This window comes from Cellvibrionales bacterium (genome assembly GCA_016713115.1).
In the GTDB taxonomy this organism is placed as follows: domain Bacteria; phylum Pseudomonadota; class Gammaproteobacteria; order Pseudomonadales; family UBA7239; genus UBA7239.
In genome coordinates this window covers 2,093,874-2,119,558 of record JADJPU010000001.1, presented here as the reverse complement: position 1 = coordinate 2,119,558, position 25,685 = coordinate 2,093,874, and the positions used below count along the sequence as shown (strand labels likewise).

General features: G+C 53.0%; 30 protein-coding genes, 1 tRNA gene and 2 pseudogenes. 16 read left to right on the top strand and 17 right to left on the bottom strand.

Going from position 1 to position 25,685, the window contains the following annotated elements:
* Positions 1–85 precede the first annotated feature (85 nt).
* The 12 genes and pseudogenes from IPK30_10445 (at position 86) to IPK30_10390 (ending at position 10,026) form a co-directional block, all read left to right on the top strand.
* Positions 86–1,282: an acyl-CoA dehydrogenase family protein gene (locus IPK30_10445; GenBank protein MBK8103665.1), complete on the top strand. Its 1,197-nt coding sequence runs from the start codon at positions 86–88 to the stop codon at positions 1,280–1,282.
* A gap of 19 nt (positions 1,283–1,301) precedes the next feature.
* Positions 1,302–2,399 (top strand): acyl-CoA/acyl-ACP dehydrogenase, encoded by a 1,098-nt coding sequence (locus IPK30_10440; GenBank protein MBK8103664.1) that lies wholly within the window; start codon positions 1,302–1,304, stop codon positions 2,397–2,399.
* Positions 2,400–2,459: 60 nt separating this feature from the next.
* A complete protein-coding gene (locus tag IPK30_10435) occupies positions 2,460–3,281 on the top strand; it encodes a crotonase/enoyl-CoA hydratase family protein (protein ID MBK8103663.1) in 822 nt (273 codons plus the stop codon).
* Between the two features lie 71 nt (positions 3,282–3,352).
* On the top strand, positions 3,353–4,285 hold the full coding sequence (locus tag IPK30_10430) for an SDR family NAD(P)-dependent oxidoreductase (protein ID MBK8103662.1): 933 nt from the start codon (positions 3,353–3,355) through the stop codon (positions 4,283–4,285).
* Complete coding sequence (locus IPK30_10425) at positions 4,282–5,049, top strand: enoyl-CoA hydratase/isomerase family protein (GenBank protein MBK8103661.1); 768 nt, start codon at positions 4,282–4,284, stop codon at positions 5,047–5,049. The genes IPK30_10430 and IPK30_10425 overlap by 4 nt, the downstream gene beginning before the upstream one ends.
* On the top strand, positions 5,049–6,737 hold the full coding sequence (locus IPK30_10420) for a hypothetical protein (GenBank protein ID MBK8103660.1): 1,689 nt from the start codon (positions 5,049–5,051) through the stop codon (positions 6,735–6,737). The genes IPK30_10425 and IPK30_10420 overlap by 1 nt, the downstream gene beginning before the upstream one ends.
* Positions 6,738–6,749: 12 nt before the next feature.
* Positions 6,750–8,432 (top strand): DEAD/DEAH box helicase, encoded by a 1,683-nt coding sequence (locus IPK30_10415; GenBank protein ID MBK8103659.1) that lies wholly within the window; start codon positions 6,750–6,752, stop codon positions 8,430–8,432.
* Positions 8,433–8,519: 87 nt separating this feature from the next.
* Positions 8,520–8,609, top strand: a tRNA-Ser gene (locus IPK30_10410).
* Positions 8,610–8,765: 156 nt separating this feature from the next.
* Positions 8,766–9,029 (top strand): DUF4102 domain-containing protein, encoded by a 264-nt coding sequence (locus IPK30_10405; GenBank protein ID MBK8103658.1) that lies wholly within the window; start codon positions 8,766–8,768, stop codon positions 9,027–9,029.
* Positions 8,989–9,336, top strand: coding sequence for a helix-turn-helix domain-containing protein (locus IPK30_10400; protein ID MBK8103657.1), 348 nt, complete (start codon positions 8,989–8,991; stop codon positions 9,334–9,336). The genes IPK30_10405 and IPK30_10400 overlap by 41 nt, the downstream gene beginning before the upstream one ends.
* Before the next feature lie 74 nt (positions 9,337–9,410).
* A pseudogene (locus tag IPK30_10395) lies at positions 9,411–9,545 on the top strand (DNA methylase).
* On the top strand, positions 9,481–10,026 hold the full coding sequence (locus IPK30_10390; protein MBK8103656.1) for a hypothetical protein: 546 nt from the start codon (positions 9,481–9,483) through the stop codon (positions 10,024–10,026). The pseudogene IPK30_10395 and the gene IPK30_10390 overlap by 65 nt, the downstream one beginning before the upstream one ends.
* 167 nt (positions 10,027–10,193) lie before the next feature.
* On the opposite strand, the gene IPK30_10385 is transcribed toward IPK30_10390, so the two are convergent.
* From IPK30_10385 to IPK30_10315, 15 genes are all read right to left on the bottom strand, one after another.
* Positions 10,194–10,715 (bottom strand): DUF3833 domain-containing protein, encoded by a 522-nt coding sequence (locus tag IPK30_10385; protein ID MBK8103655.1) that lies wholly within the window; start codon positions 10,713–10,715, stop codon positions 10,194–10,196.
* Between the two features lie 9 nt (positions 10,716–10,724).
* Positions 10,725–11,216: a pyridoxamine 5'-phosphate oxidase family protein gene (locus tag IPK30_10380; protein ID MBK8103654.1), complete on the bottom strand. Its 492-nt coding sequence runs from the start codon at positions 11,214–11,216 to the stop codon at positions 10,725–10,727.
* On the bottom strand, positions 11,209–11,961 hold the full coding sequence (locus IPK30_10375; protein ID MBK8103653.1) for a hypothetical protein: 753 nt from the start codon (positions 11,959–11,961) through the stop codon (positions 11,209–11,211). Before IPK30_10375 ends, IPK30_10380 begins: the two co-directional genes overlap by 8 nt.
* Positions 11,954–12,472 (bottom strand): DUF2878 domain-containing protein, encoded by a 519-nt coding sequence (locus IPK30_10370; GenBank protein ID MBK8103652.1) that lies wholly within the window; start codon positions 12,470–12,472, stop codon positions 11,954–11,956. Before IPK30_10370 ends, IPK30_10375 begins: the two co-directional genes overlap by 8 nt.
* Entirely contained in the window at positions 12,469–13,725 is a 1,257-nt protein-coding gene (locus IPK30_10365) for a class I SAM-dependent methyltransferase (protein ID MBK8103651.1), read from the bottom strand. Before IPK30_10365 ends, IPK30_10370 begins: the two co-directional genes overlap by 4 nt.
* Before the next feature lie 20 nt (positions 13,726–13,745).
* Positions 13,746–14,558, bottom strand: a complete 813-nt coding sequence (locus IPK30_10360; protein ID MBK8103650.1) for a DUF1365 domain-containing protein — start codon at positions 14,556–14,558, stop codon at positions 13,746–13,748.
* Positions 14,555–15,823, bottom strand: a complete 1,269-nt coding sequence (locus IPK30_10355) for an FAD-dependent oxidoreductase (GenBank protein ID MBK8103649.1) — start codon at positions 15,821–15,823, stop codon at positions 14,555–14,557. Before IPK30_10355 ends, IPK30_10360 begins: the two co-directional genes overlap by 4 nt.
* Positions 15,823–16,614 (bottom strand): SDR family NAD(P)-dependent oxidoreductase, encoded by a 792-nt coding sequence (locus IPK30_10350; GenBank protein MBK8103648.1) that lies wholly within the window; start codon positions 16,612–16,614, stop codon positions 15,823–15,825. Before IPK30_10350 ends, IPK30_10355 begins: the two co-directional genes overlap by 1 nt.
* The gene (locus IPK30_10345) at positions 16,611–17,087 is read right to left on the bottom strand and encodes a nuclear transport factor 2 family protein (protein ID MBK8103647.1); all 477 of its coding nucleotides are present in this window, start codon (positions 17,085–17,087) and stop codon (positions 16,611–16,613) included. The genes IPK30_10350 and IPK30_10345 overlap by 4 nt, the downstream gene beginning before the upstream one ends.
* Entirely contained in the window at positions 17,084–18,001 is a 918-nt protein-coding gene (locus IPK30_10340) for a MerR family transcriptional regulator (protein ID MBK8103646.1), read from the bottom strand. The genes IPK30_10345 and IPK30_10340 overlap by 4 nt, the downstream gene beginning before the upstream one ends.
* 1 nt (position 18,002) lies before the next feature.
* Positions 18,003–18,977, bottom strand: a complete 975-nt coding sequence (locus IPK30_10335) for a DUF523 and DUF1722 domain-containing protein (GenBank protein ID MBK8103645.1) — start codon at positions 18,975–18,977, stop codon at positions 18,003–18,005.
* A gap of 113 nt (positions 18,978–19,090) precedes the next feature.
* Positions 19,091–19,786, bottom strand: a complete 696-nt coding sequence (locus tag IPK30_10330; protein MBK8103644.1) for an EthD domain-containing protein — start codon at positions 19,784–19,786, stop codon at positions 19,091–19,093.
* 33 nt (positions 19,787–19,819) lie between these two features.
* Positions 19,820–20,461 (bottom strand): hypothetical protein, encoded by a 642-nt coding sequence (locus IPK30_10325; protein MBK8103643.1) that lies wholly within the window; start codon positions 20,459–20,461, stop codon positions 19,820–19,822.
* 175 nt (positions 20,462–20,636) lie between these two features.
* Positions 20,637–23,024 (bottom strand): DUF2075 domain-containing protein, encoded by a 2,388-nt coding sequence (locus tag IPK30_10320; protein MBK8103642.1) that lies wholly within the window; start codon positions 23,022–23,024, stop codon positions 20,637–20,639.
* 3 nt (positions 23,025–23,027) lie between these two features.
* Positions 23,028–23,366, bottom strand: a complete 339-nt coding sequence (locus IPK30_10315) for a nucleotide pyrophosphohydrolase (GenBank protein ID MBK8103641.1) — start codon at positions 23,364–23,366, stop codon at positions 23,028–23,030.
* 182 nt (positions 23,367–23,548) lie between these two features.
* Between IPK30_10315 and IPK30_10310 the strand changes: the two genes are divergently transcribed.
* The 3 genes from IPK30_10310 to IPK30_10300 all read left to right on the top strand — a co-directional run bounded on the left by IPK30_10310 (position 23,549) and on the right by IPK30_10300 (position 24,646).
* Complete coding sequence (locus tag IPK30_10310) at positions 23,549–23,929, top strand: HAD family hydrolase (GenBank protein MBK8103640.1); 381 nt, start codon at positions 23,549–23,551, stop codon at positions 23,927–23,929.
* A gap of 91 nt (positions 23,930–24,020) precedes the next feature.
* The gene (locus IPK30_10305; protein MBK8103639.1) at positions 24,021–24,251 is read left to right on the top strand and encodes a DUF167 domain-containing protein; all 231 of its coding nucleotides are present in this window, start codon (positions 24,021–24,023) and stop codon (positions 24,249–24,251) included.
* Positions 24,252–24,391: 140 nt separating this feature from the next.
* Positions 24,392–24,646, top strand: coding sequence for a hypothetical protein (locus IPK30_10300; protein MBK8103638.1), 255 nt, complete (start codon positions 24,392–24,394; stop codon positions 24,644–24,646).
* Between the two features lie 2 nt (positions 24,647–24,648).
* Here IPK30_10300 and IPK30_10295 read toward each other — a convergent pair whose 3' ends face one another.
* Positions 24,649–24,804 carry a hypothetical protein gene (locus IPK30_10295; GenBank protein ID MBK8103637.1) on the bottom strand — a complete coding sequence of 52 codons (156 nt, stop codon included), beginning with the start codon at positions 24,802–24,804 and terminating at the stop codon, positions 24,649–24,651.
* Positions 24,804–25,205 carry a hypothetical protein gene (locus tag IPK30_10290; GenBank protein ID MBK8103636.1) on the bottom strand — a complete coding sequence of 134 codons (402 nt, stop codon included), beginning with the start codon at positions 25,203–25,205 and terminating at the stop codon, positions 24,804–24,806. Before IPK30_10290 ends, IPK30_10295 begins: the two co-directional genes overlap by 1 nt.
* Before the next feature lie 99 nt (positions 25,206–25,304).
* On the opposite strand from IPK30_10290, the pseudogene IPK30_10285 reads away from it, so the two are divergent.
* Positions 25,305–25,677 (top strand): annotated as a pseudogene (locus IPK30_10285) (DUF4870 domain-containing protein).
* Positions 25,678–25,685: the final 8 nt, after the last annotated feature.

Sequence of the window (25,685 nt, the reverse complement as noted above, 5' to 3'; positions counted from 1 at the left end):
GCGCCGGCTCACACCTCCACACAGGGACAAAATAAAAGCCAAGGCGCAGCCCGATTTCCTTTCCAACTACTCGCAAGAGGTCACTATGCAACTATCGTTTACACCTGAACAGGAAGCGCTGCGCCAGCAGTTGCGCGACTACTTCAAAACGCTGATGACGCCGGCACTCAAAGCCGAACTGAATCAGGATTTCAAACACGAAGGCGGCGGCCCGCTGTGGCGCGCAGCCATGAAGCAACTGGGCAGCGACGGCTGGATCGGTCTAGGCTGGGAAAAGGCCTACGGCGGGCAAGAAAAATCCGCCATCGAGCAATACATTTTCTTCTCGGAAATTATGAAAGCCGGTTTTCCATTTCCTTTTCTGACCTCGGAATCCGTAGGGCCTGCCCTCGCACAATTCGGCAGCCCAGACCTGAAAGCCGAGATCATTCCCAAAATCCTCGCCGGCGAAATTTGTATTTGTATCGGCTACTCCGAGCCAGGATCCGGCACTGACCTGGCCTCCATGAAAACCCGCGCGGTAAAAGATGGCGATGACCACTACATCATCAACGGGCAAAAAATGTGGACCTCGCTGGCCGAGTTTTCTGATTATGTGTGGCTGGCCTGTCGCACCGGCGATGTGGAAGAAAAAGGCAAACACGGTTCTATCTCCATGTTTTTGATTCCGATGAATCACCCAGGCATTTCTATCACGCAAGTGAAAACACTCGGCTCGGTGCGCACCAATGCCACTTACTACGAAAATGTGCGCGTACCAAAAGAGTGGATGATCGGCAAAGAAAATCGCGGCTGGGGCGTCATTATGAGCCAGCTCAACCGTGAGCGTCTTGCACTCGTTACGCACGGCCCTATCGTCGGCATTTTTCGCAAAGTGTGTGAATACGCAGAAAAAACAAAATTGGCGAATGGTCAGCGTTTGATCGATCAAGATTGGGTAAAAATGAAACTTGCCAAAGTGCGCGCCGGTGCCGAAGCCATCAAATTGATTTGCTACAAACAGGCTTGGTCGATTGCGCAAGGCGGTTTGGATATGGCGGAAGCCTCGGCCGCAAAAGTGTACGGCTCGGAATACATGATCGAAGCCTGCCGCGACATGATGGAAATTCTCGGTCAATCCTCCACTTTGCACTCGCACTCCGAAGCGATAGTGCTGGAAGGCGAACTGGAGCGCTTGTATCGCACGCTGTCGATTCTGACATTCGGCGGCGGCACCAACGAAATCCAACGCGACATTATTTCCATCTTCGGCCTCAACATGCCGCGCCCACTGCGCGCTTGAGCCTATAGGAGAACAGTTTATGAATTTTGGTTTAACTGACGAACAGAAAGATATTCAAAATTTGGCGAATGAAATTCTCGGCAATGAAGTCACGCCCGATGAATTGCATCAATACGATATGTGGGCCAAAGAGCGCTACAACAGCGCACTGTGGGCGCAATTGGCAGACGCCGGCTTACTCGGTATTGCTGTGCCTGCTGACAACGGCGGCATGGGTTTTGGTTTTGCAGAACTCGCGCTATTTCTCGAAGAATGTGGTCGTGTGCTGGCTCCTGTGCCTGCTGTGCCTTCTCTCGTTTCTGCACTCGCTGTGCAAAAATTTGGTGATGCGGCACTGCAAGCCATGTTGGGCGGCGTAGCCACGGGCGAAGTGGTATTAACCGCCGCTTTCCACGAAGAACACACTTACGATGCCTTTGAAGCACAACTGTCTGCCAAAGACGGAAAATTGCACGGCACAAAACTGTGCGTGCCTTACGCCAATATCGCCACGCGCATGTTGGTGGTGGCAAAAGAAGGCAATGAAGTCGCGCTGTTTGTTGTCGACCCTAAAGACAGCAGCGTCACTCTCACCGCACTGAAAGCCACCACTTACGAGCCGCAATTTATTGTGCAGTTCAACAACACGCCCGCGCAAAAACTTGGCGGTCGCGATGCGGTGAAATTTTTGGTGGATCACTACACCCTCGCACTGTGCGCCTACCAAACTGGCGCGCTGGAAAAAATGGTGCAGATGACGGCGCAGTACACCTCAGAGCGCGAACAGTTCAATGTCAAAATTGCCACCTTCCAAGCCGTTGGGCACCGCGTTGCCAACTGCTATATGGATGCCAAATGTTTGAAGCTGGTCACGCTGCAAGCGATAGATCGCCTCGCTAGCGGTGCTGATGCCAGCGCAGAAATTCACGCGGCAAAAATGTGGTTGGGCGATGCCGCACACCGCACCAGCTACGCCACGCAACATTTGCACGGCGGCATGGGCGTAGATCGCGACTACCCACTGTGGCGTTTTGCACTGTGGGCGAAACAAAATGAATTGACCTTGGGTTCCAGTACGCAGCACCAAATCAAACTCGCGGAGTTGATTGCTGCCGGTGATTACGACATTGACTGGTAACCCCCTCTCTCTATTTATTCATTTTTTATCTTTTTTATTTTTTAACTTGAGGAAACTTTAATGGCAACAGAACTCGATATCAGCACTAAGAATTGCACGATTGAAAAAGACGGTCATGTTTTGATCGTCACGCTCAATCGTCCAGAAGCCAAAAATGCGCTGTCCTCACAAATGTTGGTGGGCATGTACCGCGCGTGGCGTTTGCTGGACAGCGACCCAGACCTGCGCGTTGCTGTACTCACTGGCAAGGGCGACACCTTTTGCTCCGGCATGGATTTGAAATCCGGTACTGACGGCGATGCCGATGCAGAATTGATTCAAAAAATGATGCAAGAAGTGCCAGATTTACACTGGCAAGCTCTGTTGCGTCACAACCAACCCATGAAACCGATTGTGATGGCGGTGGAAGGTTATGCACTGGCTGGCGGCACAGAAATTCTGCAAGGCACGGACATTCGCGTAGGCGCAGAAGATGCCATTTTTGGCGTCACCGAATGCAAACGCGGCCTGTTCCCACTCGGCGGCTCCACCATTCGTCTGCGTCGTCAAATTCCTTACGCACTGGCGGCAGAAATTTTGTTGCTCGGCCGTCACATCACCGCGCAAGAAGCACTGAGCTGGGGCTTAATCAACCGCGTAGTGCCGAAAGGCACCGCACTGGAATCCGGCTTAAAAATCGCACACGAAATTGCCGATGAAAATGGCCCTATCGCCGTGCAAGCAATTTTGAAATCGCTGCGTGAAAACCAACAACATTTGAGCGAAAAAGAAGCACTGGCCAATGAAGAACAACTCGGCTGGCCCGTGTTCGCTTCGGCCGATGCCAAAGAAGGCATGAAAGCGTTCAAAGAGAAACGCAAACCGGTTTTCACTGGCCAATAATCACCCTACTGCACCGAGGCCAGTTTTACACTGGCCTTTTTTTACACGGACAGACACACAGAGAAAACATCATGGAAACCACATCTGCCCATCAAAAAATAGCCGTCACCGGCGCTAGCGGTTTTGTCGGTCGCTACTTGGTGAAAGAATTATTAGATGCTGGTAAACAAGTGGTCGCCGTGGTGCGCAATCCAAACAAAGTGCCGGAATTAAAACGCGCCGGCATTGAATTGCGTGTAGCTGATTTGTCAGACACCGCAGCCATGACGCAAGCATTTTTCGGTTGCGATGCGGTGATCGCCAATGCGGGGCAAGTGTCTTTCAATCGAGATTACGACGCACTGATTCGTCAAAATCTCGAAGGCACCAAAAACACACTGCAAGCCTGCAAAGACGCCGGCGTTACGCGCGTGGTGGCTATGTCATCGGCCAGCGTGTACCAAAAAGTATTTGCCGAGCATGCGGTTGATGAAACTGCCGCGCTGCGCACTGCGCAAGACAAACGCCATCGCTTCAGTATTTATTCCATTTCTAAAGCCATGGCAGAACAAGAGGCATGGGAGTTGGCGCAAGCGTGGTCATTGCAACTCACCACACTGCGCCCTTATGTGATTTTTGGCGCGTTTGATCAAAACTCTTTTTCACATTGGTTTGATTGGCTTATGCGCTGGCATATCGTCACGCCCTACCCTACTCGCTTAAATTTGCCGATGGTGTACGCCGGTGATTTAGCGCGCGCAGCGATTTTATCGCTAGACAATGCAAGCACCGTGGGCGAGGCGTTTAATATCAGCGGTGACAATCACGACTTCTGGGCGTTTTACGATGCTTGGGTAGCCGCCAACGGCGATCACCCATTTTTTCGCCTGCCACTGCCCGTGCCTTTCAAACGCTTGCTGGATGACAGCAAAATGCGTCGCATAACAGGATGGCAACCGCGCCCGCTGCATGAAACCCTGCAAGAAACCATTCTTGCGCAACAAAATAACGGACACTTTGCATGACTCAAACAGAAAATAATTATGTACTCACTGATATTCATCAACGCATTTGCACTATTACCTTTAATCGCCCAGAAAGAAAAAATGCGTTTAACCGCGCGGCATGGTTGAGCTTGCGCGACACACTAAAAGCCGTGCGTGAAGATGACAAAGTGTCTGTCGTGGTTTTCACTGGCGCCGGCAAAGATTTTTCTTCCGGTGTAGATCTATCCGACTTAACCGGCGAGCCGAATGAAAAACCGCCATTTGAACAGATGATGGACGAGTTAGTGCAACTCGATAAGCCCTTACTCGCCGCCGCCAAAGGCGCAGCCATTGGTTTTGGTGCCACTGCCTTGCTGCACTGTGATGTGGTGTTCGTCGGTGAATCCCTGAAATTGCGCTTTCCGTTTGTCAATTTGGGTTTGGTGCCGGAAGCCGCTTGCAGTTATACCTTGGCGCGCAGCCTTGGCTATCAACAAGCTGCAGAATTACTGTTCACAGCCGAATGGATAAACGCTGAAAAAGCAGTGGGAACCGGCATTGCACGCGCTGTGTTTGCCGATGATGCGCTGCTCGCTAAAACACAGGAAAAAGCGGCAGAAATGGCGCAGTGGCCGCGCAATTCTCTGCGCGAAACCAAACGTTTGATGATGCAGGCACACCGTCAGCACATTCAAGAAACGCGCGACCTCGAATTGGCGGCGATGATGCGGCAAGTCGGCACACCGGAAAACATAGAAGCTGTGACCGCTTTTTTTGAAAAGCGCGCACCGCGTTTTGATTGATGCACGCTAAAAACAACATCCTCACTTCACGCTACTGGTACGCACTGGCAGCGTTAAGTGTTATTGGCTATTTGATCACCGCCTGCTGGCTGACGGACAACACGCCCAAGTTTGATGACCTCAATGATGTTTTTGGTTTTTTCAAACAACTGGCGCTGACACACACGCTGCCAGAAAAAATTGGCGCGTTTTTTTATCCCAATAACGAGCATGTCACTGCATTCAGTCATCTCATTTATTTTTTGCAGTATCAATTACTGGGCGAAGTGCATTTTTACGGTTTAACCCTGATTGGCCATCTCATTATTGTCGCCACCGGCTGCCTGCTCGGATGCTCCATAAAAAGCGAACGCAAGCCGTTTTATCTTGCAGTGATTGTGATTGGTTACATCAATCTGTATTACTGGGATAGCTCCTTCAAAGCCATGACGGCCATTTCCAATCAAGCCGTTATTCTTTTTAGCCTCGCCACACTGTTTACCTTGGCGCGCTGCAAAAACTTTGCGCTAGGTATTTTTTTCGCGCTGCTGGCCACTTTTTCGCAGGGCAACGGCGTGTTGATTTGGCCCGTTGGCGCCGTGATTTTGTTATTCGATACGCAATACCAAACGCAGCGACTTCGCTATGTCATGCTGTGGCTATTAACCGCTGCCTGTGCCGCGTTGCTGTACGCATGGGCAAAACGCACCTACGGTACGCCATCGCCAATCACGCTGGCTGATGTCATCGAACACTGGGAAGCGCATTTTATTGGGCGCATGCTTGGCGCAGTGCTGGTATTTCTCGGCAGCACGGTGTTTTCCACTGCGCACCTTGGTTTAGCAATGACTGTAGGCGCACTGGCACTGTTCGCTGCTTTATTTTGGTTGCTGCGTTATCGCGCAGTAGATTGGCTAATCAGCGGTATTCTGCTGTTTGCACTCGCATCCGCACTTACAGCTGGCGCAACGCGCGGCTTGGCGTTTGGTGCCGCAGGTGCAGTGGAATCGCGTTACAAAATGTATTCCCTACTTGCCACACTGCTGCTGAGTACGGTTTGTATCGAATACTGGTTGCCCGCGCGCTGGCGTAATCGTGCCGCAATGCTTTTGTTAGCTGTAGCAATGAGTATTCAGCTCTCTGCCTTTCGTATGGTGCCTTTTATCCAATCGCAAGCGCAGCGCTTTCAGGAAACTTACCGCCTCTGGATTGAAGATGGCGACTTTCGCCGCCTAGCGATCTACTTCCCGCCAATGAGTGACCACTTCCTGTTTGTGGCCGATCATCTGGGCATCATCAAGCTCATGCAATTTGCGCCCGAGGCGGCTATACTGCCGCGCCTGCCTGTGGTGGCAGGGCAATTTTGCCCACCTACCTCCACCCCTGCAGCCCCCTGTTCCATAGCCATCCGGCACCGCGGCAACGCTCTTGCTGTCGTTGTTAGTGCCGATAGCACGCTGCCTGCCCTACCGGCAACCATCACCTTGTGTGATACGCAGACAACAGATGCGGCTATGGCATTTGCTATCCCGGAAACGGCCGCTGCCTTGCAGACTTGGCTGATTCCCGAAGCAGAGATACCTGCCGGACAGTACCGCGTGATGATTCAGCCCGCCCAACAGGCCGCCTGCGAAACCACGCTGATTAAAAAACCGCGCAAAGTCGCTAGCGAGATGCGCACTCTGTTCAAAGAACAGACTCAAAACTGACATTGGAGTTTTATGGCATTTTCCTCACTTGGCTTGGCCGATACGCTCGTGCAAGCGGTCAATGATCGCGGCTACACCCAACCCACCCCTATCCAACTACAAGCCATCCCCGCCGTACTCACCGGCAAAGATTTACTCGCCGGCGCTCAAACGGGCACCGGCAAAACGGCCGCCTTCACGCTCCCTATCCTGCAGCTGCTCTCTACGAGACCCGCACCTGCCACCCGCCAAGCGAACAGTATTCGCGCACTCGTTCTCACCCCAACCCGCGAACTGGCGGCGCAAGTGCAAGACAATGTGCGCCACTACGGCGCGCACCTGCCGCTGAAATCCATGGTGATGTTCGGTGGTGTGAGCATCAATCCTCAGCTTGAACAGCTGGTAAACATCGATATCCTCGTCGCCACCCCAGGCCGCCTGCTCGACCATGTCAGCCAAGGCACACTGGATTTGTCGCAACTCGAAATTCTAGTGCTGGACGAAGCGGACCGCATGCTGGACATGGGCTTCATTCACGACATTCGCCGTATATTAAAGTTACTTCCAGCAAAGCGTCAGAACTTATTGTTTTCAGCAACTTTTTCCGACGAAATTAAAGCACTGGCTGAAGGTTTACTCGATGAGCCGGTGTTGATTGAAGTGGCGCGTCGCAACGCCGCTGCTGACACCGTGGCACAGAGCGTGTACTTGGTCGATCGCGAGCGGAAACGCGAGCTGCTGATGAAGCTCATCCAAGACAACAACTGGTATCAGGTGCTGGTGTTCACGCGCACCAAGCACGGCGCCAACCGCTTGGCCGAGCAACTGGACAAAGCCGGCATCAGCGCGATGGCCATCCACGGCAACAAAAGCCAAGGCGCACGCACCAAGGCGCTGGGCGATTTCCGCCTCGGTAAATTGCAAGTGTTGGTAGCTACCGATATTGCCGCGCGCGGTATCGACATCAGCGAGCTGCCCCATGTCATCAACTTTGAGCTGCCGCATGTGCCGGAAGATTATGTACACCGCATCGGCCGCACCGGTCGCGCCGGCGTGGAAGGCGAAGCGCTGTCACTGGTCTGCATCGACGAACATAAACTCTTGGTTGGCATCGAGCGCCTGCTGAAACGCGAGCTGGAAAAGAAAACTGTTGAGGGCTTTGAGCCAGACCCCTCCATTCGCGCCGAGCCCATCCCCAACGGCCGCCAGCAAAACATGCGCCCACACCGCCCGCAGCAGCAAGGTCAGCGTCCGCAGGGTGAACGCCCACAAGGCGAGCGCACACAGAGAGAAAGACCGCAGGGTGATCGCCCGCGCAGCAACAACAATGGTCAACAGCAACAAAATCGCCGTCCGCAACAGCAGCGCGACGGCGCGCCGCAAGGCCAAAACCGCCAGCAGCGCCCTTACGGCCAGCAGCAAGCACAGCCGCAACAGCAACAGCGCCGCCGCACCGGCGACGAACAGCCGCTTACCAACGAAAACCGCAATCCGTTTGAAGGCGTGAAAGCCGCACGCCCTTATCGCCACAAACGCCCACAGCAACAAGGACAAGGCAACGGCGGCGGTGGCAGCTATTGGCAGAACAACGGCAGCAGTAACAACAACCGAAACCGCAGTGGCAGCGGAAGTGGCAACGGCAACCATCACCACAGCGGCTCGCGCGGCAACAGCAACAGCAATCGCCACCGCAACGACGACTTCGGCAATCGTTAATCCGCCGCTAATACGCGTAAAAGCGTTTGGAAAAACACGGCCGCATCGTTACAATGCGCGCCTGTTTTTCACCACAGCAAAAACACCGGAGGGGTGGCAGAGTGGTTGAATGCACCGGTCTTGAAAACCGGCGAAGGTGAAAGCCTTCCGTGGGTTCAAATCCCACCTCCTCCGCCAGATGCCTGTTCACCACTGTTCGTGAACGTTCTAAAACCAGCCTAAGTGCTGGTTTTTTTTCGCCTTTTTGTCCATGATTGTTCGCACGCATTCGCCCCAAGCCGCAAAATCTGGGGGCACATATGGGGGCACGTGCGAAATCATGCTGGGGGCACAATGGCAAACAGTCTAAACAAGCTGACAGAACTAGCCGTTCGCAAGGCTGCCCCCATGGCCAAGCCTTACAAACTGGCTGATGGTGGCGGCCTGTATCTGGAAGTCATGCCAAATGGCTCGAAATACTGGCGAATGAAATACCGATTTCTCAAACGTGAAGACCGTCTTGCCTTGGGTGTGTACCCCCGGCGAAGTACTGGAGTACGAGCTGGATACTCGCAAGATGACCAAGGCGGAGCTGGCAAAGCGTACCGGGATCACTGAAAAGCACCTGAATACAATCATCAAGAGCACAGGAACTTCAGTTATTACCCCGGAGACGGCCATCAAGCTGGAGCGGGCTTTGGGTATGCCTGTCCAGTACTGGCTGAACCTGGAGGCTAACTACCAGGCGGCCAAAGCCCGCGCGGATGAACAAAAGCGGCTGGTAATGGATCTGGGTTGGCTCCAGCGCATCCCGGTGGCAGCCATGGTCAAGATGGGCTGGTTGCCTGGCCATAAAGAGAAAAGCCAGCAGTTGGGGGAAGTGTTGCCGTGGTGTTTGTGCCAGCATTACCCAAAACCGGGGTGAGCGGCGCCACCCGCTGGATCAACCCGGATATCTTGGACTTCTTTTCTGGATCCGGCACTACTGCCCATGCAGTAATGCGCCTGAACCGCCAAGATGGCGGTAGTCGTCAGTGTATCTCTGTCACTAACAACGAGGTTGCCGCAGATGAGCAGAAAGCGCTGCGTGAGAATGGTTTACGCCCCGGCGATGCCGATTGGGAAAAGTACGGAACCCGACACTGACAGCCGCCTGTGCAGCCATATAGGCCTCGACATGCAGGTCAAGCTGACTGTAGAAAACAGCCAGATGATGCAACGCATCGATATGCAAGGGAAATTGGCGCAAAAGGCGTTTGAGGATGTCCTCTGCCCGCTCACAGTAACCGGCCTCCCAGGCATCAATGGCCTTGTCCAACTGGGGGTCAGCTGCCCGGTACTTTTCATCCCAGTGGAATACCCAGCAGTTCTCTTCAACTTCTTCCATTGCCAACATGCCAAGCCACCTAACTATCTACAACAAATCGCGTCGGACATTGTCTGCGGTTTCAGGAGAATTCCCAAGAAAAGAGGTTTGAGGCATCATGGCACCCTGAGTGAATATGCAACTGATGCTTTAACCGGCGAGCCTCCGGAAATTACTGATACGGATTTGAACCCGCGAAGGAATCCAATTTGGGGGCACAAGTGGGGGCACATTTTGCAAGATAAATAATAATATTTACTTATTTATCAATGTGATATTCCTTTAATTTAACGGTCACCTCCCCGCCATATTTATCAATAAGTTACAGCGCTTATTACAGTCGGCAGGTTAGGAAACGTTAACGGGGCAATATCGGCGGACAAAGCAAGATATTGTAGGGTGTGATCAATTACGCCTTACAGCTTCAGGATGGTCAACTCGATACTGCCAACATTGAAGCCCCACTTCGACAACGTGGAGCGGTTGATCACCACCTTGTCATTCACGCGGAACATCCAGTCATCCACTGTCAACGCAAGCGGCTTGCCGTTGTACTGGATCTGCAAGGTGTAATCGAGATGGAAGGCATTGCCGGCGGTTTCTGCACTGCCGTTGCCGAGCACATCACCGGCGGTGGCAATATAGCGGCCATTGTCCTGCGGGGTGAGCGTCCAGTTGCGAAACTGTATCTCGCCGTCGTTGAATTCGAAGCGTTCTTCCAGTGTACCAACACCGTTTTTCCAGTAGGCATGGATGGTGGCGTTGAACGTGCGCGTTACCTCACCGCTGCGGTTTTTCAGCACACCGTGTGCTGTGAGTTGACCATTAAAAAACTGCTCGGCATGAAAGGCAGGTTGCAAGGCGTTGTACTGCTGGATGTCCGGGCCGGTGCAAGCTGCGAGTAGCAGGATGGACAGAATGACAAGCAAGATTTTCATGCGAGCTCCTCAGAATTCGCGCGTATCACTCATGCGCTGCTGGTAATCCCAGCCGTTGATGTAGATCGGGCACAGACGAATGGCGACTTCATCGTCCGAACGCGCCAGTAACCACTGTGCCAGACGGCTCTCCTCGCGAATCAGGTAGCGTTTCAACAGTTTTGGCAGCATATCGCGGCCTTTTTCCGGGATGATCTCCACCATACCGTGGCCACGTGCGCCGGCGTAGGGCGGATCATTATTGGCGATCTCGAAACCCACTCGCTGATCACGATAGAGATATTTCAGCAATTTCGCATCCTTGTGCGTAACACACCAGAATGCCTGGCCGTCAAACAGGAACCACAGCGGTACAATCAGCGGGAAATATTTGTCGGTGTTGCAGGCAATGCGCAGTGGTGTGCGGGAGGCTTCAATAAAGTTGGCCAGACGGCTGTCACTGTATATTTTCTCGAGTACGTCATTGTTGGTAGACAAACTGCTGATGGTGACATTAGTCATTGCCCTGCTCTCCTGGCGCAATCGTTGGCGCAAAATCGTATCGGTAGCGTATTAGCACATTCTGGCGCTTGTCATTGTCATCGGTGATGTTGGACAAGCCCTGGTACATTCGCAGCAGTTTTTCTTTTTCGTCATAGGCGACATGAATTTCAGGCACTGCCCAGCTGATCAGCCGATGGCTGCTGCTGGCGACAAAGTAGCGGTAGTCGTCGCGCTTCTCGACAATCGGGGAGTCGGCAGCAGGGATTTGCTGCAACTGCATGTCCAGTGCCACCAGCGGATCCGCCACCACAAAGGTAAACGGCAGCACCTCGCCCGCGACCAGTGCATCCCATTGGGAGCGGATGAAATGGTCAAAGCCGGCATCGATCACCAGCTTGTTGTCCGGAGGAAAAGTGTCTTCATGGCGTTTACCGGTTTGTTCCTGCTGGAACACCACAAACGCGCCATCCTGCCAGAGGCTACCGGTCTGGCGCGCAAAGCGTGTGTCTTCCAGGGTGTATACCGGCGTGTTGTAGCCGTGCGTGTAATGCAGGTTTTTGCTGGCCAGCAGGCTGTCATCAGTGCCGAGATAGCGCACGCTGTGTTGTTCGCGTGTGATGGTGTGATGTTCGCTGTAGGCCGGCTGCCGGTTGCCTGTGTGGGTGGCGATGCCTGTCACCCGCAGCGGTTGTGGCGATGCAGCCAGCCAGCCACTAACGAACAGCGCGCAGGTTGCGATAACAACAGGCAGGAGGTTACGCATGGTTCTTCCCTTTTGCCAGCAGGGCAAACAGCGGTGTCATGATGGCCCACAGCGCGGCGTGGCAAACCAGGAATTCCGGAATGTTGATACCCGACCGTGCACCACTGAGGCCGGCACCGACGTAGTAGGTGCCCGCACCGACGATAGCGCCCAGTGCAGCAGCCAGCAGCAGGCGGTGTTGCAGCCACTGCAGGCCGTACAGGAACAGCGTGGCAAACGAACACCACAGTGCAGCCATCCATAACGGAGCGATGTGCCAGTCACTGAGAAGATGCGCCGGGTAGACAAGATAACCGAGCCAGGAAATAGTGCTGTCGACGGCAAAACCGATGGCGGCGATCAGCGCAATACAAGGCCATTGCTTCTGCAGCGGACCAATCCACAGCTGGTACACCAGCAGGTGCAGCAGCAGAACGATACTTCCCGGATCACCAACCAGTACACAGACAAACCACACCACTTGCGTGGCGAAAATGTTGATGATGTTGCGCCGGATGTTGTCCTTGTTCATGCAGGGTTATTACGGACAAACAGCAACTGGTGCGTACCGATGCTGCCTTCAAGAAACCCGCCCTCGCAGTAGCACAGGTAGAACTCCCACATGCGGATGAAGGACAAGTCAAACCCCAGTGTCATCACCTGTGGCACATTGAACAGGAAGCGCTGGCGCCAGTGGTCCAAGGTGCGCGCGTAATCCAGCGTGATGTCAGTCAGTCCGTGCAATTCCAGATTGGTGTGTTCGCGGGTCAGTTCTTTCATACGCTGCACGGTGGGCAGGCAGCCGCCGGGGAAAATGTACTGGCGGATGAAGTCGGTGTCGTCAAGATAGGCGTCATACAGATCTTCGCGGATGGTGATGGCCTGGATCAGCGCCTTGCCGCCCGGTTTCAACAGCTGGCTGCAGATCTCGAAATAGCCTTGCTGGAACTCGGCACCGACGGCCTCGATCATCTCAATGGACACCAGCTTGTCATAGCTGCCGGTCAGCTCGCGGTAATCCTGCAGCAACAGGGTGATGCGGTCAGCCAGACCCTCACGCTCGATGCGCGCTTTGGCAAAATCGTATTGTTCCTGCGAGATGGTGGTGGTGGTCACGCGGCAGCCATAGTGTTTCACAGCGTGGATGGCCATGCCGCCCCAGCCGGCGCCAATCTCGATCAGGTGATCTTCCGCCCTCAACTCCAACTGCTGGCAGATCATGTCCAGTTTGTATGCCGAGGCTTCTGCCAGCGGTTCGGCTGGATGACGGAACACGGCAGAGGAATACATCATCGACGGATCGAGAAACAGCTGAAAAAAATCGTTGTTGAGATCGTAATGCGCGCGGATGTTTTTCTGTGCGCCTTCGCGTGTATTGCGGTTCATGGCATGTATGGCTTTCAGTGCCAGTCGAGCCATCAGGCTTTGCTGGCCGTCCAGGGCATTCAGCACCTCGCGGTTGCGCACCAGCAAGCGCACCACTTGTGTCAGGTCGGGTGATGTCCAGTAGCCCTCCATGTAGGCCTCACCGGCACCGATCGAGCCACGCGTCACCATCATCTGCCAAGCGCCGGCATCGTGAATGTTGATACTGGCATTGATGTCACCCTCGTTCGCCAACTGGCCATAAACGTGCACCTGGTCGTTTTCAAACACGGCCAGCCTGCCGCCCTGCAATTTTTTCAGCAGACTGATCACCACACTGCGGTAAAAGCTTTCTTTCTGGTTGGATGTGCCGCGCTCTGTCGGTACCAGTGTCAGCGGTGATTTGTTGATGAGTGACATTCCCCATTGGAGGACTGCGTTCATGGTTGGATCTCCTTCGGTGCGGAAACGGTATTGGAGGTTGGGATGCGGGTTTGCAGCGGGCTGTGATGATGAAAACGGGCGCCACGCAGCCACAGGCGCAAGGCCTGCCAGTAAATGCCGGCGGCGACTTGCACGGTCTGCAGCGGGAACTGCCACAACAGCCGCAGCAAGACCTGACGCGTCACAGGCTGTTCGTGCAGGGTCAGTGTGGCATCGGTAATGCACTCACTGTCTTGCCGGTTTTCCAGATGCAGGTACAGCAACTGCTCCGGCGCGTTGAAGTACGCGAGATAATCCATGTTCATCGGATTGAACGGCGACACATGCATTTGTTTGGCGAAACGCACATGCTGTTTCTTGTTAGCGGGGTCGCAGGGCAAGACATAGGCGATGCGCTCACGCCACGGCGTGTTGGTCACTTCTGCCACCAGGTATTGCAGGGAAATGCCATCGGGCTTGAAGCAGTAGAAGCAGCTGATCGGATTCATGCCGAAACCCATGTAGCGCGGATGCGTGAGCAGGCGCACCGGGCCGGCCGGGTATTTGCCGGTGGCCTGGAACACGGCATTGTTCACCCGCTGGCGCAAGGTGTCGCCGGAAACGTTGGCGAGATAATCCTTCTCGCGCAGCCAGCCAACAGCTGGGCGGCGTGCAGACCAGAACGGTACATCGGTGAACAGTGTGCCGGTTTCATCGAGATCGACATACAGCAAGGTAATCGGGTAGGTGAAGGCGTGTTGGCCGTCGCGGTGACGACGGTGACGGATCTGCCCGCTGTAGAGACGGCTGTGCACAGTGGCAGCTGTCATAAGGATTCACCGAAGGCTTCAGCAATGCGCAGCGCACTGTCCACGCCGTCTTCATGAAAGCCGTTGCGCCAGTAAGCACCGCAAAACCAGGTGTGGTTGATGCCGTTGATCTCGTGCCAGCGTTCCTGGGCAGCAATGCCGGGCAGAGTGAACACCGGGTGGGCGTAGTGGAAGCTGTGCAGGATTTTTGCCGGATCAATCGCCTGCGTGTGGTTCAGGGTCACGCAGTAGGTGTGTTGGGACTGCAAACCCTGCAGGATATTCATGTCATACGTCAGCACGGCATGTGACTGCTCACAGGATCCGGATTGTCCATCGGTCGCGAGGTGATAGTTCCAGCTGGACCAAGCGCGGCGGTGTGTGGGCAGCAAGCGGGTATCGGTGTGCAGCACCACTTCGTTGGACTGATAGGGGATCGCTGACAGAATTTCCTGCTCTTGTGGCGATGAATCCTGCAGCATCGCGAGTGCCTGATCGCTGTGTGCAGCGATGATGACAGCGTCGAAGCGTTCGTCGCCGTGGCGGCTGCTCACGGTAGCGCCCGTCTTGTCGCGCCGTACTGCTGTCACCGCGCTGTCTGTACGGATGCGCTCGGAAAAATTACGCGTCAGCGGTGCCAGATATGTGCGCGAGCCACCGGGAATCACAAACCACTGCGGCCTGTGTGTGACACTGAGAAGACCATGGTTGCGAAAGAAACGTACGAAGAACAGCAGCGGGAATGCCAGCATCGTCCGGGTACTGGCCGACCAGATCGCTGCACCCATCGGTACCAGATAGTGAGTGATGAACTCGTGGCTGTAGCGGCGGTCGCGCAGGTACTGGCCGAGTGTCATGCCTGGCGCCAGTATGCCGGCATCGAGATCGGCAATGCTCTCCTTGTTGAAGCGCAGGATATCTTTCACCATGCGCAGGAAAGACGGGCGCAACAAGTTCAACCGCTGAGTGAACAAGGTATTGAGGTTGTTGCCGCCATATTCCAGACTGCTGCGCGCGTCACGCACACTGAACGACATCTCGGTCGGCTGGCCGGTGATACCGAGTTGTGACAACAGCTTGATGAAATTCGGGTACGTCCATTCGTTGTAGACAATAAAACCGGTGTCGATGGCCTGCTGTTCGCCGTCCGGCATGGTGATATCGACAGTGGCGGTGTGGCCGCCAATCGTACTGCCGGCTTCAAACACGGTGATGTCGTGCTTTCGGTTGAGCAGGTAGGCGGCGGTGAGGCCGGCGATGCCGGTACCGATAATCGCGATTTTCATCAGTGTGCATTCTCCGCAGGTTTTCTCATCGATTGCGCCAGCGATGCCCACCGGGTGTGTGGCAGGCAGGCCAGCAGCGACAACAGGGCATGCAGTGCCAGCGGGAAAGTCATTTCTGCACGGCGACGGTCAATGCCGCGCAGGATATGGCGCGCGGCTTTTTCAGCAGTCCACAGCCACGGCATGGAAAAATCGTTGCGGTCGGTCAGCGGTGTTTTCACAAAACCGGGTCGGATGATGCCGACAAAGATACCGGCAGGCAGCAGGTCAATGCGCAGGCAGCGGCAGAAATATTCCAATGCAGCCTTGGAGGCGCCATAGGCTCCGGAGCGGGTCAGCGCCAGCGTGGTGACCTGACTGCTCACTACATACAACGCCGGTTGTGAAGCATGCTTCAACAGTGACAGTGCCAACGCGGCAGCCTGCAGGGTGCCAGTGAAATTCACCGACATCACCCTGTTGATCAACGCCATATCAAGTGCGCCGTCATTGAGGTACTCACAGGTGCCAGCGTTGAGGATCACCAGATCGAGCGCGGGCGCCAGCGCAGCCAGTTGGGCGCTGGCTTCTGCCATGGCGCTGTTATCGGCAATATCGACAGGCAGTGGCAACAACTGTTGTGGATACTGTGTTGCCATTGCTTGCAGTGCCTCGGCATTGCGCGCGCTGATCACCACGCGGTGGCCTGCTTGCGCCAGCTGCAGCGCGAGTTCGCGGCCGATGCCGGAACTGGCGCCGGTGATCCAGGCGGTGCGCGGTTGCGAGAGAAACTGTGCAAAACGCGCACTCATGACGACATTCCTTTCTTGAGGCGGCGGTTGAGTGCGCCGAGTACCGGCACGTTCTCGTACAACAGCTGGCCGAGGTCGAAGTAGTCGCGGTGCATCGCAATCCGCTGGTTGCCGTCGGTCTGTACACGGCACTGCAGTTGTGACAGGCCGTTGACAGTGATCATGCGCCCGCCGTTGAGTTTCGGGTGACGTACCTGCATATCCCATTGCAGAAACAGGCAGGCTACGCCGGATTTCTGGCTGCTGGTCACTTCGCCTGTCGCCCACTCGCCTGTCGCGATGAAACGGCAGTTGGTGACGTTGCTGTACTGGTGGTTCAGGTAAGCGCAGAGTGCTGGCAAGCCGTGGATGCTGTGTGCGGGATCAGTAAACACGATGTCCTGGCTGTACACCGCAGCCAGTTGTTCCGGTGTGTAGCTGCCACCACGGTTATACAGTGCCAGTAGTGCCTGGGTGAGCGCCGAGAGAGTCATGCCGGCTTCCTCAGTGCTGTGCCGACGGTGCTGACCGCCAGACGCAGGGTGTGATCCAGTGGCGTTGTGCCTGCAGTTGTGCGCAAGCCGGGCAGGATATCCAGCCACTGGCCGCTGATAAAAAACGGCACATGGGCTTTGCTGGCAGCACGAGCCAGTTCCTGCTCCAGTTGCTGCACATCGGGCTTGCTGTCGCAGTGGCAAATCACCGCTGCCAGTGCTGCGCCGCCAGAAGCCTGTTCGATGATGTAAGGAATTTCGCGCAGGCTGCAGGCATTCAACAGCAGGTGCAGACGGTAACCGGCTTCCAGAAGCGCCAGCGCCAGCAACAGCGACTGGATGCTGTATTGCTGACCATCCAGGGCCATTAGCAACAGCCGTTGGCCATTGTTGTTGCTGTTGGCGTGACGGATGCGTGCCAGCAGGTCAGTATGCAGTTCGCTGTCGAAAAAGATTTTTTCTGCTGTAGCGCCGAAGCGCAGTGCTGCCTGATTGCCCAACCGGTCTTGCAGCGGTGTGAGGTAATTGCGAGCCAGCGTATCAAGTGGGTAGTTGGCGAACAGTTCATTCATCTGCTGCGCCAGTTTTTCGCGCTGGAAGACGTTGATCAGCCCCAGAGATTGCTGCAGGGTTTCCTGCCAGTGACTGCCATCGTCACTGATCATGTCTGCTGGCGGTTGTTCCGTGTCCAGCAGCGGCCGCACCTTGCTGATGGCCACGCCGCGATCCAGCCAGTTGAGAATGTTGCGGACGTGTTCAACATCATCCACGGTGTAGTAGCGATGGCCTTTTTCCGTGCGGCTGGGTTTCAGCAGGCCATAACGGCGCTCCCAGGCGCGCAGCGTCACTGCATTAACGCCAGTAATTTCCGACAGGTCGCGTATCGAGAATTGTTTGATTGTTTTCATATTCATGTCATTTCCGGTTGCGCAGGCCAAGTGCATCGGGGTACGGATTCAGGAAACGCTGGTCATTGGCATAGGCATCGGGGTAGCGCGCCAGCAGGTGGCGCAACATCGCCAGCGGCACAATCAAGGGCACATGACCTGCGCGATACTGGTTGATCAGCGTATTGATTGTCTGTTTTTCAACATCGTCAATGGAGTTCTTGATAAAGCCGCGCAAGTGTTGCAGGGCATTGGTGTTGCTCGCGCGGGTGGACGGTTTTTCCAAGGCGCGCATAAGCATTTCAAACACCTCATTGGCGAGGGCCGGGAAATTGTCGACCGCGAGATTGGCCAGGCGCGGGCCGATCTGGCGATAGGTTTTCTCATCGTGCGCCAGCACCAGGTACTTGTAGCTGGACCAGAAGCGGATCAGCACATGCGGTGTAACGGAGGGCAGCACCGTGTTGTGCCACTCATGGAAGGCGTACACACGCAACACGAAGTTCTCGCACAGATCCACGTCATTCAGGCGGCCGGATTCTTCCACCGGCAGCAGCGGCCAGCGCTCGGTGATACGGCGGGCAAAGACACCGCGCGAGCTGTCGTTGAGCGTGTTGCCTTTCCCGTTGTAGGCGCGCACCCGGAACAGGCCGCAGCTGGGGGATTTCTCGGTGAATACAAAGCCGCACAGCTGTATCTGCTGGCTGAGCACGGTATCGGCATAAAGCGCCAGATCGTCCGTCACATCGCGCGGGGTCTCGGTGGCCTGGATGGCACGCAGGTCGCCCGGTTGGCCCACCAGACGGATGGTCGGACGGGGTGCGCCCAGCCCTATGGCCATTTCCGGGCAGAACGGCTGGAATGCAAAGTACTGCGACAACACCTCGTTACAGAAGGCGGATCGCTTGTGCTGGGCGTCGTAGCGGACCTTCTCACCGAGCAGGCAGGCGCTGATTCCGACCGGAATGCGTGCTGTAACGGGTTTTGCTGTCGTGCTATCCATGTTGTACAAGCCAAATAATTTGTATACCTGATATTCAAGGTAGGCTATTGAGTTGTACAAGTCAAATAGTTTGTATAAGTATTTGCTGAAAACCAACGCAGATACAAGAGCGCCTAACGCAACCGATACTCACTCATCGGCACGCATTCAAATCCGGCAAAATCGATAAAACGCATCACACTCTCGATCATCGCCTGCTCATTGGCTTTGTAACGCGCAGTGTCACCCGGCGCAGCATAGAACGCCGAGCGATCAGTCATCGCAGCAGCAGGAAATTGCTCTTCCACAATCGCGTCATAAACAGGCCCGACATAAGTGGCATCGCCTGCCAGCGGCAACACCGCCGCCACAACATTCTGCCGATACGAAAACGTCGACTGCGTATCTATCGCCACCTGCGTATGGCTGTTCAGCCAGATATCGAGCCATTGCTCGCGCGTCAGGTGCGCAGGCTTTCTGAACATCGCCACCTGGCACATGCCCTCAACCCGCCCCGGTGCTGCTTCGTAATGCAACGGCTCGCGCTCATCCACCTGATAGGCGCAGATACCGGCTGCCAGCGGGCGCAAGCCTTCCATCAATAAAGCACTATCCACACCGTCAGCCACCTTCACCGACACCATCGCATCATGCGGATGCGCGGTCGACAACATCGCCAACGGCTGCGCCGGAGCGACGGCCTCATCGGCCAAGGCCAAACGTATGGCAGTGAACGCCTCCGGCAGCGCATCCAAAAAAGACAACAGCGACTCGCGGAAGGCATCCGTTGATTGTGGCGCAGGGCGATTGAGAAAAAGCATGAGTTTCATATTTGTGCTCGATGATTCAGTAGCTCGCCAGACCTATGGCAACTGGTACGTTACTTTGCCGTCCGTCACGACGACGTAAGTTTTCTTCAACAACCTGGCCATCACCGCATCCAATTCTTTATCGGAATATTGCCCACCGCACAGTGTTTTTACCGTAGAGCGCAAAGTCTTTTCTGTGCGCGGCCTGCCAGTGACACGTTTTGTAAAATTTGCCACTACCAGCGCCACCAGTTCATCTGCTTTCTTTTTGGTGGATGGTTTAGCCGCTACCTTGGCAGACGCAGCCACTTTCGCAACCGCTTGCTTCGGCAGACAAGACATCGCTTCAATTGAATCCACCCGTTCGCACGCAACGCCGCTCTTGCTCACATGCGCCACCAGCGCATCAAAACCTTTGTCTTTCGAAATGATGTGATAGCTGTCGGCTGCTTTCGCCTCCAGCAAACGCCCCAGATAGTAGGCAATGTGAAAATCCAGTGCATTCGGCCCACCCGCATCCAACTGGATGTAATTGCCCTGCTCGCCCAGCTCGCGCATCGCCAGCACAAATTCCGTAGCGAGACGCGTGTTTTTCGGGCCGAGAAAAACACCAACGCGAAAGCGATCACCTTTCAATAAAGCGAGCGATTTAACGGGAACGTTTTCGTAATCGATGAGGATGTAGTGGGTTGTCATAGCATGATCTCTGTAGGAGCGCTGCTTGTTGCGCCTTGTCTTCCAAATAAAATTGCCAATGTCCGCAACATGGCAGGATAACAACTTAACTCGGAGCAATTTTCAACGTGAATATCACCCCTAAAAAGATTAGTTTCGGATGCTAGTCAACACTAATACAACCGACCACTTGCACTCAGGAAAGAATAGCAACCAATTCACCAATAACAGTGAGTTCTGAAATGTCAGCAGTCAAAACAATATCTTTATATCCAAGTGCCGTGGTGCTAGGACTCAAAACAATTCTGGAATGTTGCCAGCCATCAATATCATTTCCGGTCTTTTCACTCATATAGTTTTTAACCGTGTAATGACCGCCCATATCACCGTCTTGTATATCCCTGTGCTGGACAAGTACTACCTTGCCATTCCTCGAACCCGCTGCATCCGCACGAAATAAACACCAAGAACCATCAGGAATCTTTTTATTCATTGATTCACCCACCACCTGAACAATAAAGTAGCCTTTTTTCGGTGTAAAAGGCTCTGGCAACTCAACCCAATCAAAGTTGCCAGCCTGCTGGTATTCACTAAATCCACCAGCAGCTACCTTCAGATCATATAGGGGCACGGCATTAACAAAGGGCTTAACCAGATTTTCTGGCAGAATTTGCAAATTGAGCCTTGGATACATTTCATCGATAAAAATCTGCTCTTCCCTTTTTGAGTTTTCTATTAACCTCCTGAAATATTCACCCGTTTCTTTATCATCGCAATAAATATAGCAACCCTTTTGGCCACGAGTCATTAATGTGCGATAAGTATTTTTTATAATCACATCCGCTTCTTTAAGTGCTGACACACGATGACTTTTCAGGCGACTCTTGAAACCACTGATAGATTTATCTCCTCTCGCCCTCTTGTTGCCGTCTGTAATAATTTTTCCATCACGCACAACGAGGTCAGAGCCAACAATCACCCCGATATAATCCACTTCAAGACCTTGGCAGGTATGAATGCAGCCAACTTGATGGACTGAGTCTCTCCCCATAATCCACAGACTACCATCTTCCATCAAATTCCATTTGGCTTCGAAATCATGTTCTTCGATGACAATATCCATAGCCCTAGGGTTTTTCTTGCTTTTCCATTGCCAGCAATATCCGGCCACAAGCCTAGCTTTGTTGTGCGTACTATTTTTCTTGAGAATTGCCTCTCTCAACTCATTGGGGGAATTAAAAACCCTGAAGTCATAATCAACGCCATCAAGTGTGGCGTTGGCCGTTTCCTTTATTTGCAATGAGTTATCCAGCCAAGACAAGTAGCCATCTGATCCGTTACAGCGAAACTGCGATTTCAATTCCAATGCATGAACAACAGCTCCTTGTTGCGCCGCAAACCTCTCAATCTCTTCCTTTGAACCAATGTCCTTGAGCGTAACCCGCTGGTTTTCATCAATAAAAAATATTGAACATTTAGATGCAGCAATAACCTCCTTGATCTGGTTATCACCCATATTCTGGTAAAGACCAGACTTCTCATTCATTCTATGCGCTTCATCCACCACCAGAACATCAAAGAAATTATTTTCTGACTCCATATATGAACCGGAGCCTTTGAATAAATTATTGATTTTTGTTTTTGTCATTGTTCCGGCAAGTTTTGCGGCGTAAACAGCCCTCGGTGCGGCATTCTTGGAAACATACTGGACAAGCATTTCCCTATTAGTCAATGCAACCAGCAAGTTAATAGCCACCACAGATTTACCGGTTCCAGGGCCACCTTCAACGATCAAAACCTGCTTCTTCCCCTTTTGGGCTTTATGAGCCAAGTCCACAGCCGTCTCATACACTAGCTTCTGATCGTCGATCATCAGAAACTCACGATTGCCTTTCATCATAGACACAAGACTGTCAGCCAAAGCCTTGGATGGCTTTATTTTCCCATGCTCAATGCGATACATAATGCATTTTGTATCGCCAAACTTGACATGTAATTTAAAGAATTCAGCAAGCTTTTTTGCATCAGAAGAGATAAAGACTGGCGCTTTGTTGATGTGATCCGCGTAAAACTGGTCGTTGATAGCCGTATCAACATCAAGATTGTGCAGATAGGCACACGGCCGTAATGCAATATTATCGTTACGGACAGCTTCGTTGTAATCTTCAATCAATGCAGCATAAGTCCATGCCTGATAGGAAGGATGACTGGTTTCTCTTTCATTTTTTCCCAGCCAGGTTCTTACCACCCCATCCTTTTCTGTTTTCTTAACATCACTCCACTGTTTAAGCTCTACAATCACAGCGGTATCACAACCATCTGCATTCTGGCCTGTCAATATGAAGTCTATGCGCTTGCTCGTCAGTGGCAATGTGTACTCAATAGAAACACCTGCATTTGATGGAATATCAGGATCAATCAATATCTTGAACATGTATTCCATGGAGTTTTTCCATGAGTCGATTTCGTTTGCCGCCGGTCTCCTGAACAACCGCCTTTCAAACTCAGCTAGAATTTTCTTATGTATGGAATTTTCTTTTACATCATCGATAAACTTGTTCTTATCCGCCACGTATACAATCACTTCCTACTTTCCTTCTTCCTGATATTCAGTGTACTTTCTGGCGCTTCCCCTGACTTTATCCGCAGGGTATCTCGTTTCATTTTTTCTGAATTTTCTTTCTACCGCAGAAAGAACATCTATATCCAGCTTGTCCGCCAACCGGATCAGGTATAGCTGGATATCCGCTATCTCCTCTTCCACTGCCTGCTTTATTTCCGCATCAAGACCGGCAGACTGCTGCTCTGACAACCACTGGAAATGCTCCATCAATTCGGCCACCTCAACGCTGAGTGCCATAACCAGATTCTTTGGTGAATGAAACTGATCCCAGTCCCTGTCTGCTGCAAACTTACGCAGCGCCATTCTGATTTCGTTGATGTCTTTCAAGCAGCCAGCCCGTTTTGTGAATTCGATTCGACTTTTGATTTATACCACAACTCATTCCATTTCATTGGGCTATTGATAGCAGAGTCAAAGCTCACCTGATGCGCCTCTTGCCCTCTATCATTGGCTGTGCACCCGATCCAGACAGGAGGAACCGACCCATGTACATTGAATTCAAGCATGCGCAGACTCGCAGCTTCCTCAACACACTGGCGCTGGACTGGGATGAAACCACCAGCGATTACCCGCTGGCTTTTCAAGAATTAGCACGGCGCTTTGATCGCGTAATCATTGTCACCGTCAACGATGAACTGACATTGGATTATGTGTGCCAACATCTTGGCATTACGCCCGATGTAACTGAAATCCATTGTTGCCCAGCAGATGCTTTGGAAAATGTCGGGCAGTGGAAAGCTCAGGTTTGTGCAGAGCAGCAAGTGGCATTGATGTTCGACGACAACCCGGATGTAGTCCGCGCTTGCCATGCACTCGGAGTGAATGCCATTTGCGTGCGTGAACGCAGCTGGAAGTTTGAAAAGTAACCCCCAATAGAACATGGCAAAAACTCGTTTGAAAAAATAATTGCCGGTATCTTTTGTAGTATTTTGAATCGGTACAACGCTGAATAGACACATGGACACCATCCTCCAGATCAAAGTCACACCGCGCGCAAAAGTTTCTTCGCTGACGCAAACCAGTGACGGCTCATGGGTGGCAAAACTGAAATCTCCGCCTGTGGATGGCAAGGCCAATGTGGAGCTGATAGCGCTGGTAGCCGAGTATTTTCACTGCGCAAAAAAAATGGTCAGCATCAAGACCGGTGAAACCAGCCGGATCAAGCGGGTTGTTATCAAATCCCGATAATGTGATGCCAATCCAGCCTGTTTATCAATACCGAGATTTAATGCATCCAATATCAGTAACTGGACACGGCATGTATCATAGCCAATTGCTGATCCAATGCATTTTCCTGCCCGAATAACCCGTATATGAGTAACCCTCACATGACAGACACCAACTCTACAGCACATTTACAACAAGTATTGGTTGGCTATTTAGTCGCCGCAAAAACATCACTGGATGATGCGCAGTACGAATCGGTAAAAGCACTGCTGCCCGCTTACATCGCGCTCGCCAATGAAATGGTAACCCTGGATGTACTCGCTGACCGCAGCATCATGCAACAAGCTGTTCACGCGATGGCGGCTGGCTATCAACGTTTTGCTACTCAAGGCGATGGTGGCGGCACAGCTTCTTGAGCCTATGATGCCTCATGCGCTTTTAATGCTTCCTGTAATTGATCTTCTGCTGTTTTATTGAGTGCATCACTGGTTGCTTGCACGGCTGCATCCGTGAGTTTTTTCTTTAAAGCATCTCGATCGAGATAGGTTTGCAGCTCTGTAGGCCATTGCGGCACTACTTTGCCATTTGCTGATTGGCCTGCTGTTTGATTAATCGCTCGGCAATCACCGTTGTCGAACCGCCACTAATGAGCATAACCGCCATTTGATTAGTGTCTGAATTCCAGACAAATCCCGCCTTCTCTGCTATTTGAGGAATAGGTGTATAGCGCGATACCACATAAAACAGCGGCCCTTCTTCTTGTACTTTATCGGCTGTGCGCAATAACTGCATAGTGGGATCGTAGTAATCCCCCAAAAAAGATTGCATGCGATTTTTGATGATCGGCTGCTGAAACAAGCCGTTACTGTTAGGGTCCAGGCCAACCATGGGCTTGAGTATCGCCAACATCACTTGTGTGCCGGCGCTGGCAATTAGCCCGCCCAAGCATGCACTGAGCAATGCAGCAAGGCTCACAACTAACAGAACGTTTGAAACACGGCGGGAAGTTTTCATGGGCTGACAACGGCAAAAAATCAGCCATAATTGTAGCGCACACTATTCGAGGACACGCGCATGGATCAGGACACGAACAGCACACCCGGCACCAATACCGAAGCCTCTTCAGCTACCTCACAAGAAAGCAAAAATCTCGCTCTGCTGTGTTGGCTAGGCAGCACCCTATTGGCCTTTATTCCAGGCTTGGCTTTTTATCTGGCTAAAAAAGATGATGCGTATGTGCAAGACCAGGCAAAAGAGGCGTTGAATTGGGGCATCACCTTTGTACTGATGCTGATTGTCGGCAACGTACTCACCATTATTCTGGTGGGATTTTTTAGTGATTATTGCTGTGTGGCTGTGTCACATTGTGTTTTGTGTGATGGGCGCTGTGGCTGTCTCTGATGGAAAACCATTTCGCGTACCGTTCGCACTGCGACTCATCAAATAGCGATTTTT

What these genes read in the sequence shown, in the direction of transcription:
- IPK30_10445 (MBK8103665.1), top strand. Translation starts at nt 86, where the DNA reads ATGCAACTATCGTTTACACCTGAACAGGAAGCGCTGCGCCAGCAGTTG.
- IPK30_10440 (MBK8103664.1), top strand. Translation starts at nt 1,302, where the DNA reads ATGAATTTTGGTTTAACTGACGAACAGAAAGATATTCAAAATTTGGCG.
- IPK30_10435 (MBK8103663.1), top strand. Translation starts at nt 2,460, where the DNA reads ATGGCAACAGAACTCGATATCAGCACTAAGAATTGCACGATTGAAAAA.
- IPK30_10430 (MBK8103662.1), top strand. Translation starts at nt 3,353, where the DNA reads ATGGAAACCACATCTGCCCATCAAAAAATAGCCGTCACCGGCGCTAGC.
- IPK30_10425 (MBK8103661.1), top strand. Translation starts at nt 4,282, where the DNA reads ATGACTCAAACAGAAAATAATTATGTACTCACTGATATTCATCAACGC.
- IPK30_10420 (MBK8103660.1), top strand. Translation starts at nt 5,049, where the DNA reads ATGCACGCTAAAAACAACATCCTCACTTCACGCTACTGGTACGCACTG.
- IPK30_10415 (MBK8103659.1), top strand. Translation starts at nt 6,750, where the DNA reads ATGGCATTTTCCTCACTTGGCTTGGCCGATACGCTCGTGCAAGCGGTC.
- IPK30_10405 (MBK8103658.1), top strand. Translation starts at nt 8,766, where the DNA reads ATGGCAAACAGTCTAAACAAGCTGACAGAACTAGCCGTTCGCAAGGCT.
- IPK30_10400 (MBK8103657.1), top strand. Translation starts at nt 8,989, where the DNA reads ATGACCAAGGCGGAGCTGGCAAAGCGTACCGGGATCACTGAAAAGCAC.
- IPK30_10390 (MBK8103656.1), top strand. Translation starts at nt 9,481, where the DNA reads ATGAGCAGAAAGCGCTGCGTGAGAATGGTTTACGCCCCGGCGATGCCG.
- IPK30_10385 (MBK8103655.1), bottom strand. Translation starts at nt 10,715, where the DNA reads ATGAAAATCTTGCTTGTCATTCTGTCCATCCTGCTACTCGCAGCTTGC.
- IPK30_10380 (MBK8103654.1), bottom strand. Translation starts at nt 11,216, where the DNA reads ATGACTAATGTCACCATCAGCAGTTTGTCTACCAACAATGACGTACTC.
- IPK30_10375 (MBK8103653.1), bottom strand. Translation starts at nt 11,961, where the DNA reads ATGCGTAACCTCCTGCCTGTTGTTATCGCAACCTGCGCGCTGTTCGTT.
- IPK30_10370 (MBK8103652.1), bottom strand. Translation starts at nt 12,472, where the DNA reads ATGAACAAGGACAACATCCGGCGCAACATCATCAACATTTTCGCCACG.
- IPK30_10365 (MBK8103651.1), bottom strand. Translation starts at nt 13,725, where the DNA reads ATGTCACTCATCAACAAATCACCGCTGACACTGGTACCGACAGAGCGC.
- IPK30_10360 (MBK8103650.1), bottom strand. Translation starts at nt 14,558, where the DNA reads ATGACAGCTGCCACTGTGCACAGCCGTCTCTACAGCGGGCAGATCCGT.
- IPK30_10355 (MBK8103649.1), bottom strand. Translation starts at nt 15,823, where the DNA reads ATGAAAATCGCGATTATCGGTACCGGCATCGCCGGCCTCACCGCCGCC.
- IPK30_10350 (MBK8103648.1), bottom strand. Translation starts at nt 16,614, where the DNA reads ATGAGTGCGCGTTTTGCACAGTTTCTCTCGCAACCGCGCACCGCCTGG.
- IPK30_10345 (MBK8103647.1), bottom strand. Translation starts at nt 17,087, where the DNA reads ATGACTCTCTCGGCGCTCACCCAGGCACTACTGGCACTGTATAACCGT.
- IPK30_10340 (MBK8103646.1), bottom strand. Translation starts at nt 18,001, where the DNA reads ATGAATATGAAAACAATCAAACAATTCTCGATACGCGACCTGTCGGAA.
- IPK30_10335 (MBK8103645.1), bottom strand. Translation starts at nt 18,977, where the DNA reads ATGGATAGCACGACAGCAAAACCCGTTACAGCACGCATTCCGGTCGGA.
- IPK30_10330 (MBK8103644.1), bottom strand. Translation starts at nt 19,786, where the DNA reads ATGAAACTCATGCTTTTTCTCAATCGCCCTGCGCCACAATCAACGGAT.
- IPK30_10325 (MBK8103643.1), bottom strand. Translation starts at nt 20,461, where the DNA reads ATGACAACCCACTACATCCTCATCGATTACGAAAACGTTCCCGTTAAA.
- IPK30_10315 (MBK8103641.1), bottom strand. Translation starts at nt 23,366, where the DNA reads ATGGCGCTGCGTAAGTTTGCAGCAGACAGGGACTGGGATCAGTTTCAT.
- IPK30_10310 (MBK8103640.1), top strand. Translation starts at nt 23,549, where the DNA reads ATGTACATTGAATTCAAGCATGCGCAGACTCGCAGCTTCCTCAACACA.
- IPK30_10305 (MBK8103639.1), top strand. Translation starts at nt 24,021, where the DNA reads ATGGACACCATCCTCCAGATCAAAGTCACACCGCGCGCAAAAGTTTCT.
- IPK30_10300 (MBK8103638.1), top strand. Translation starts at nt 24,392, where the DNA reads ATGACAGACACCAACTCTACAGCACATTTACAACAAGTATTGGTTGGC.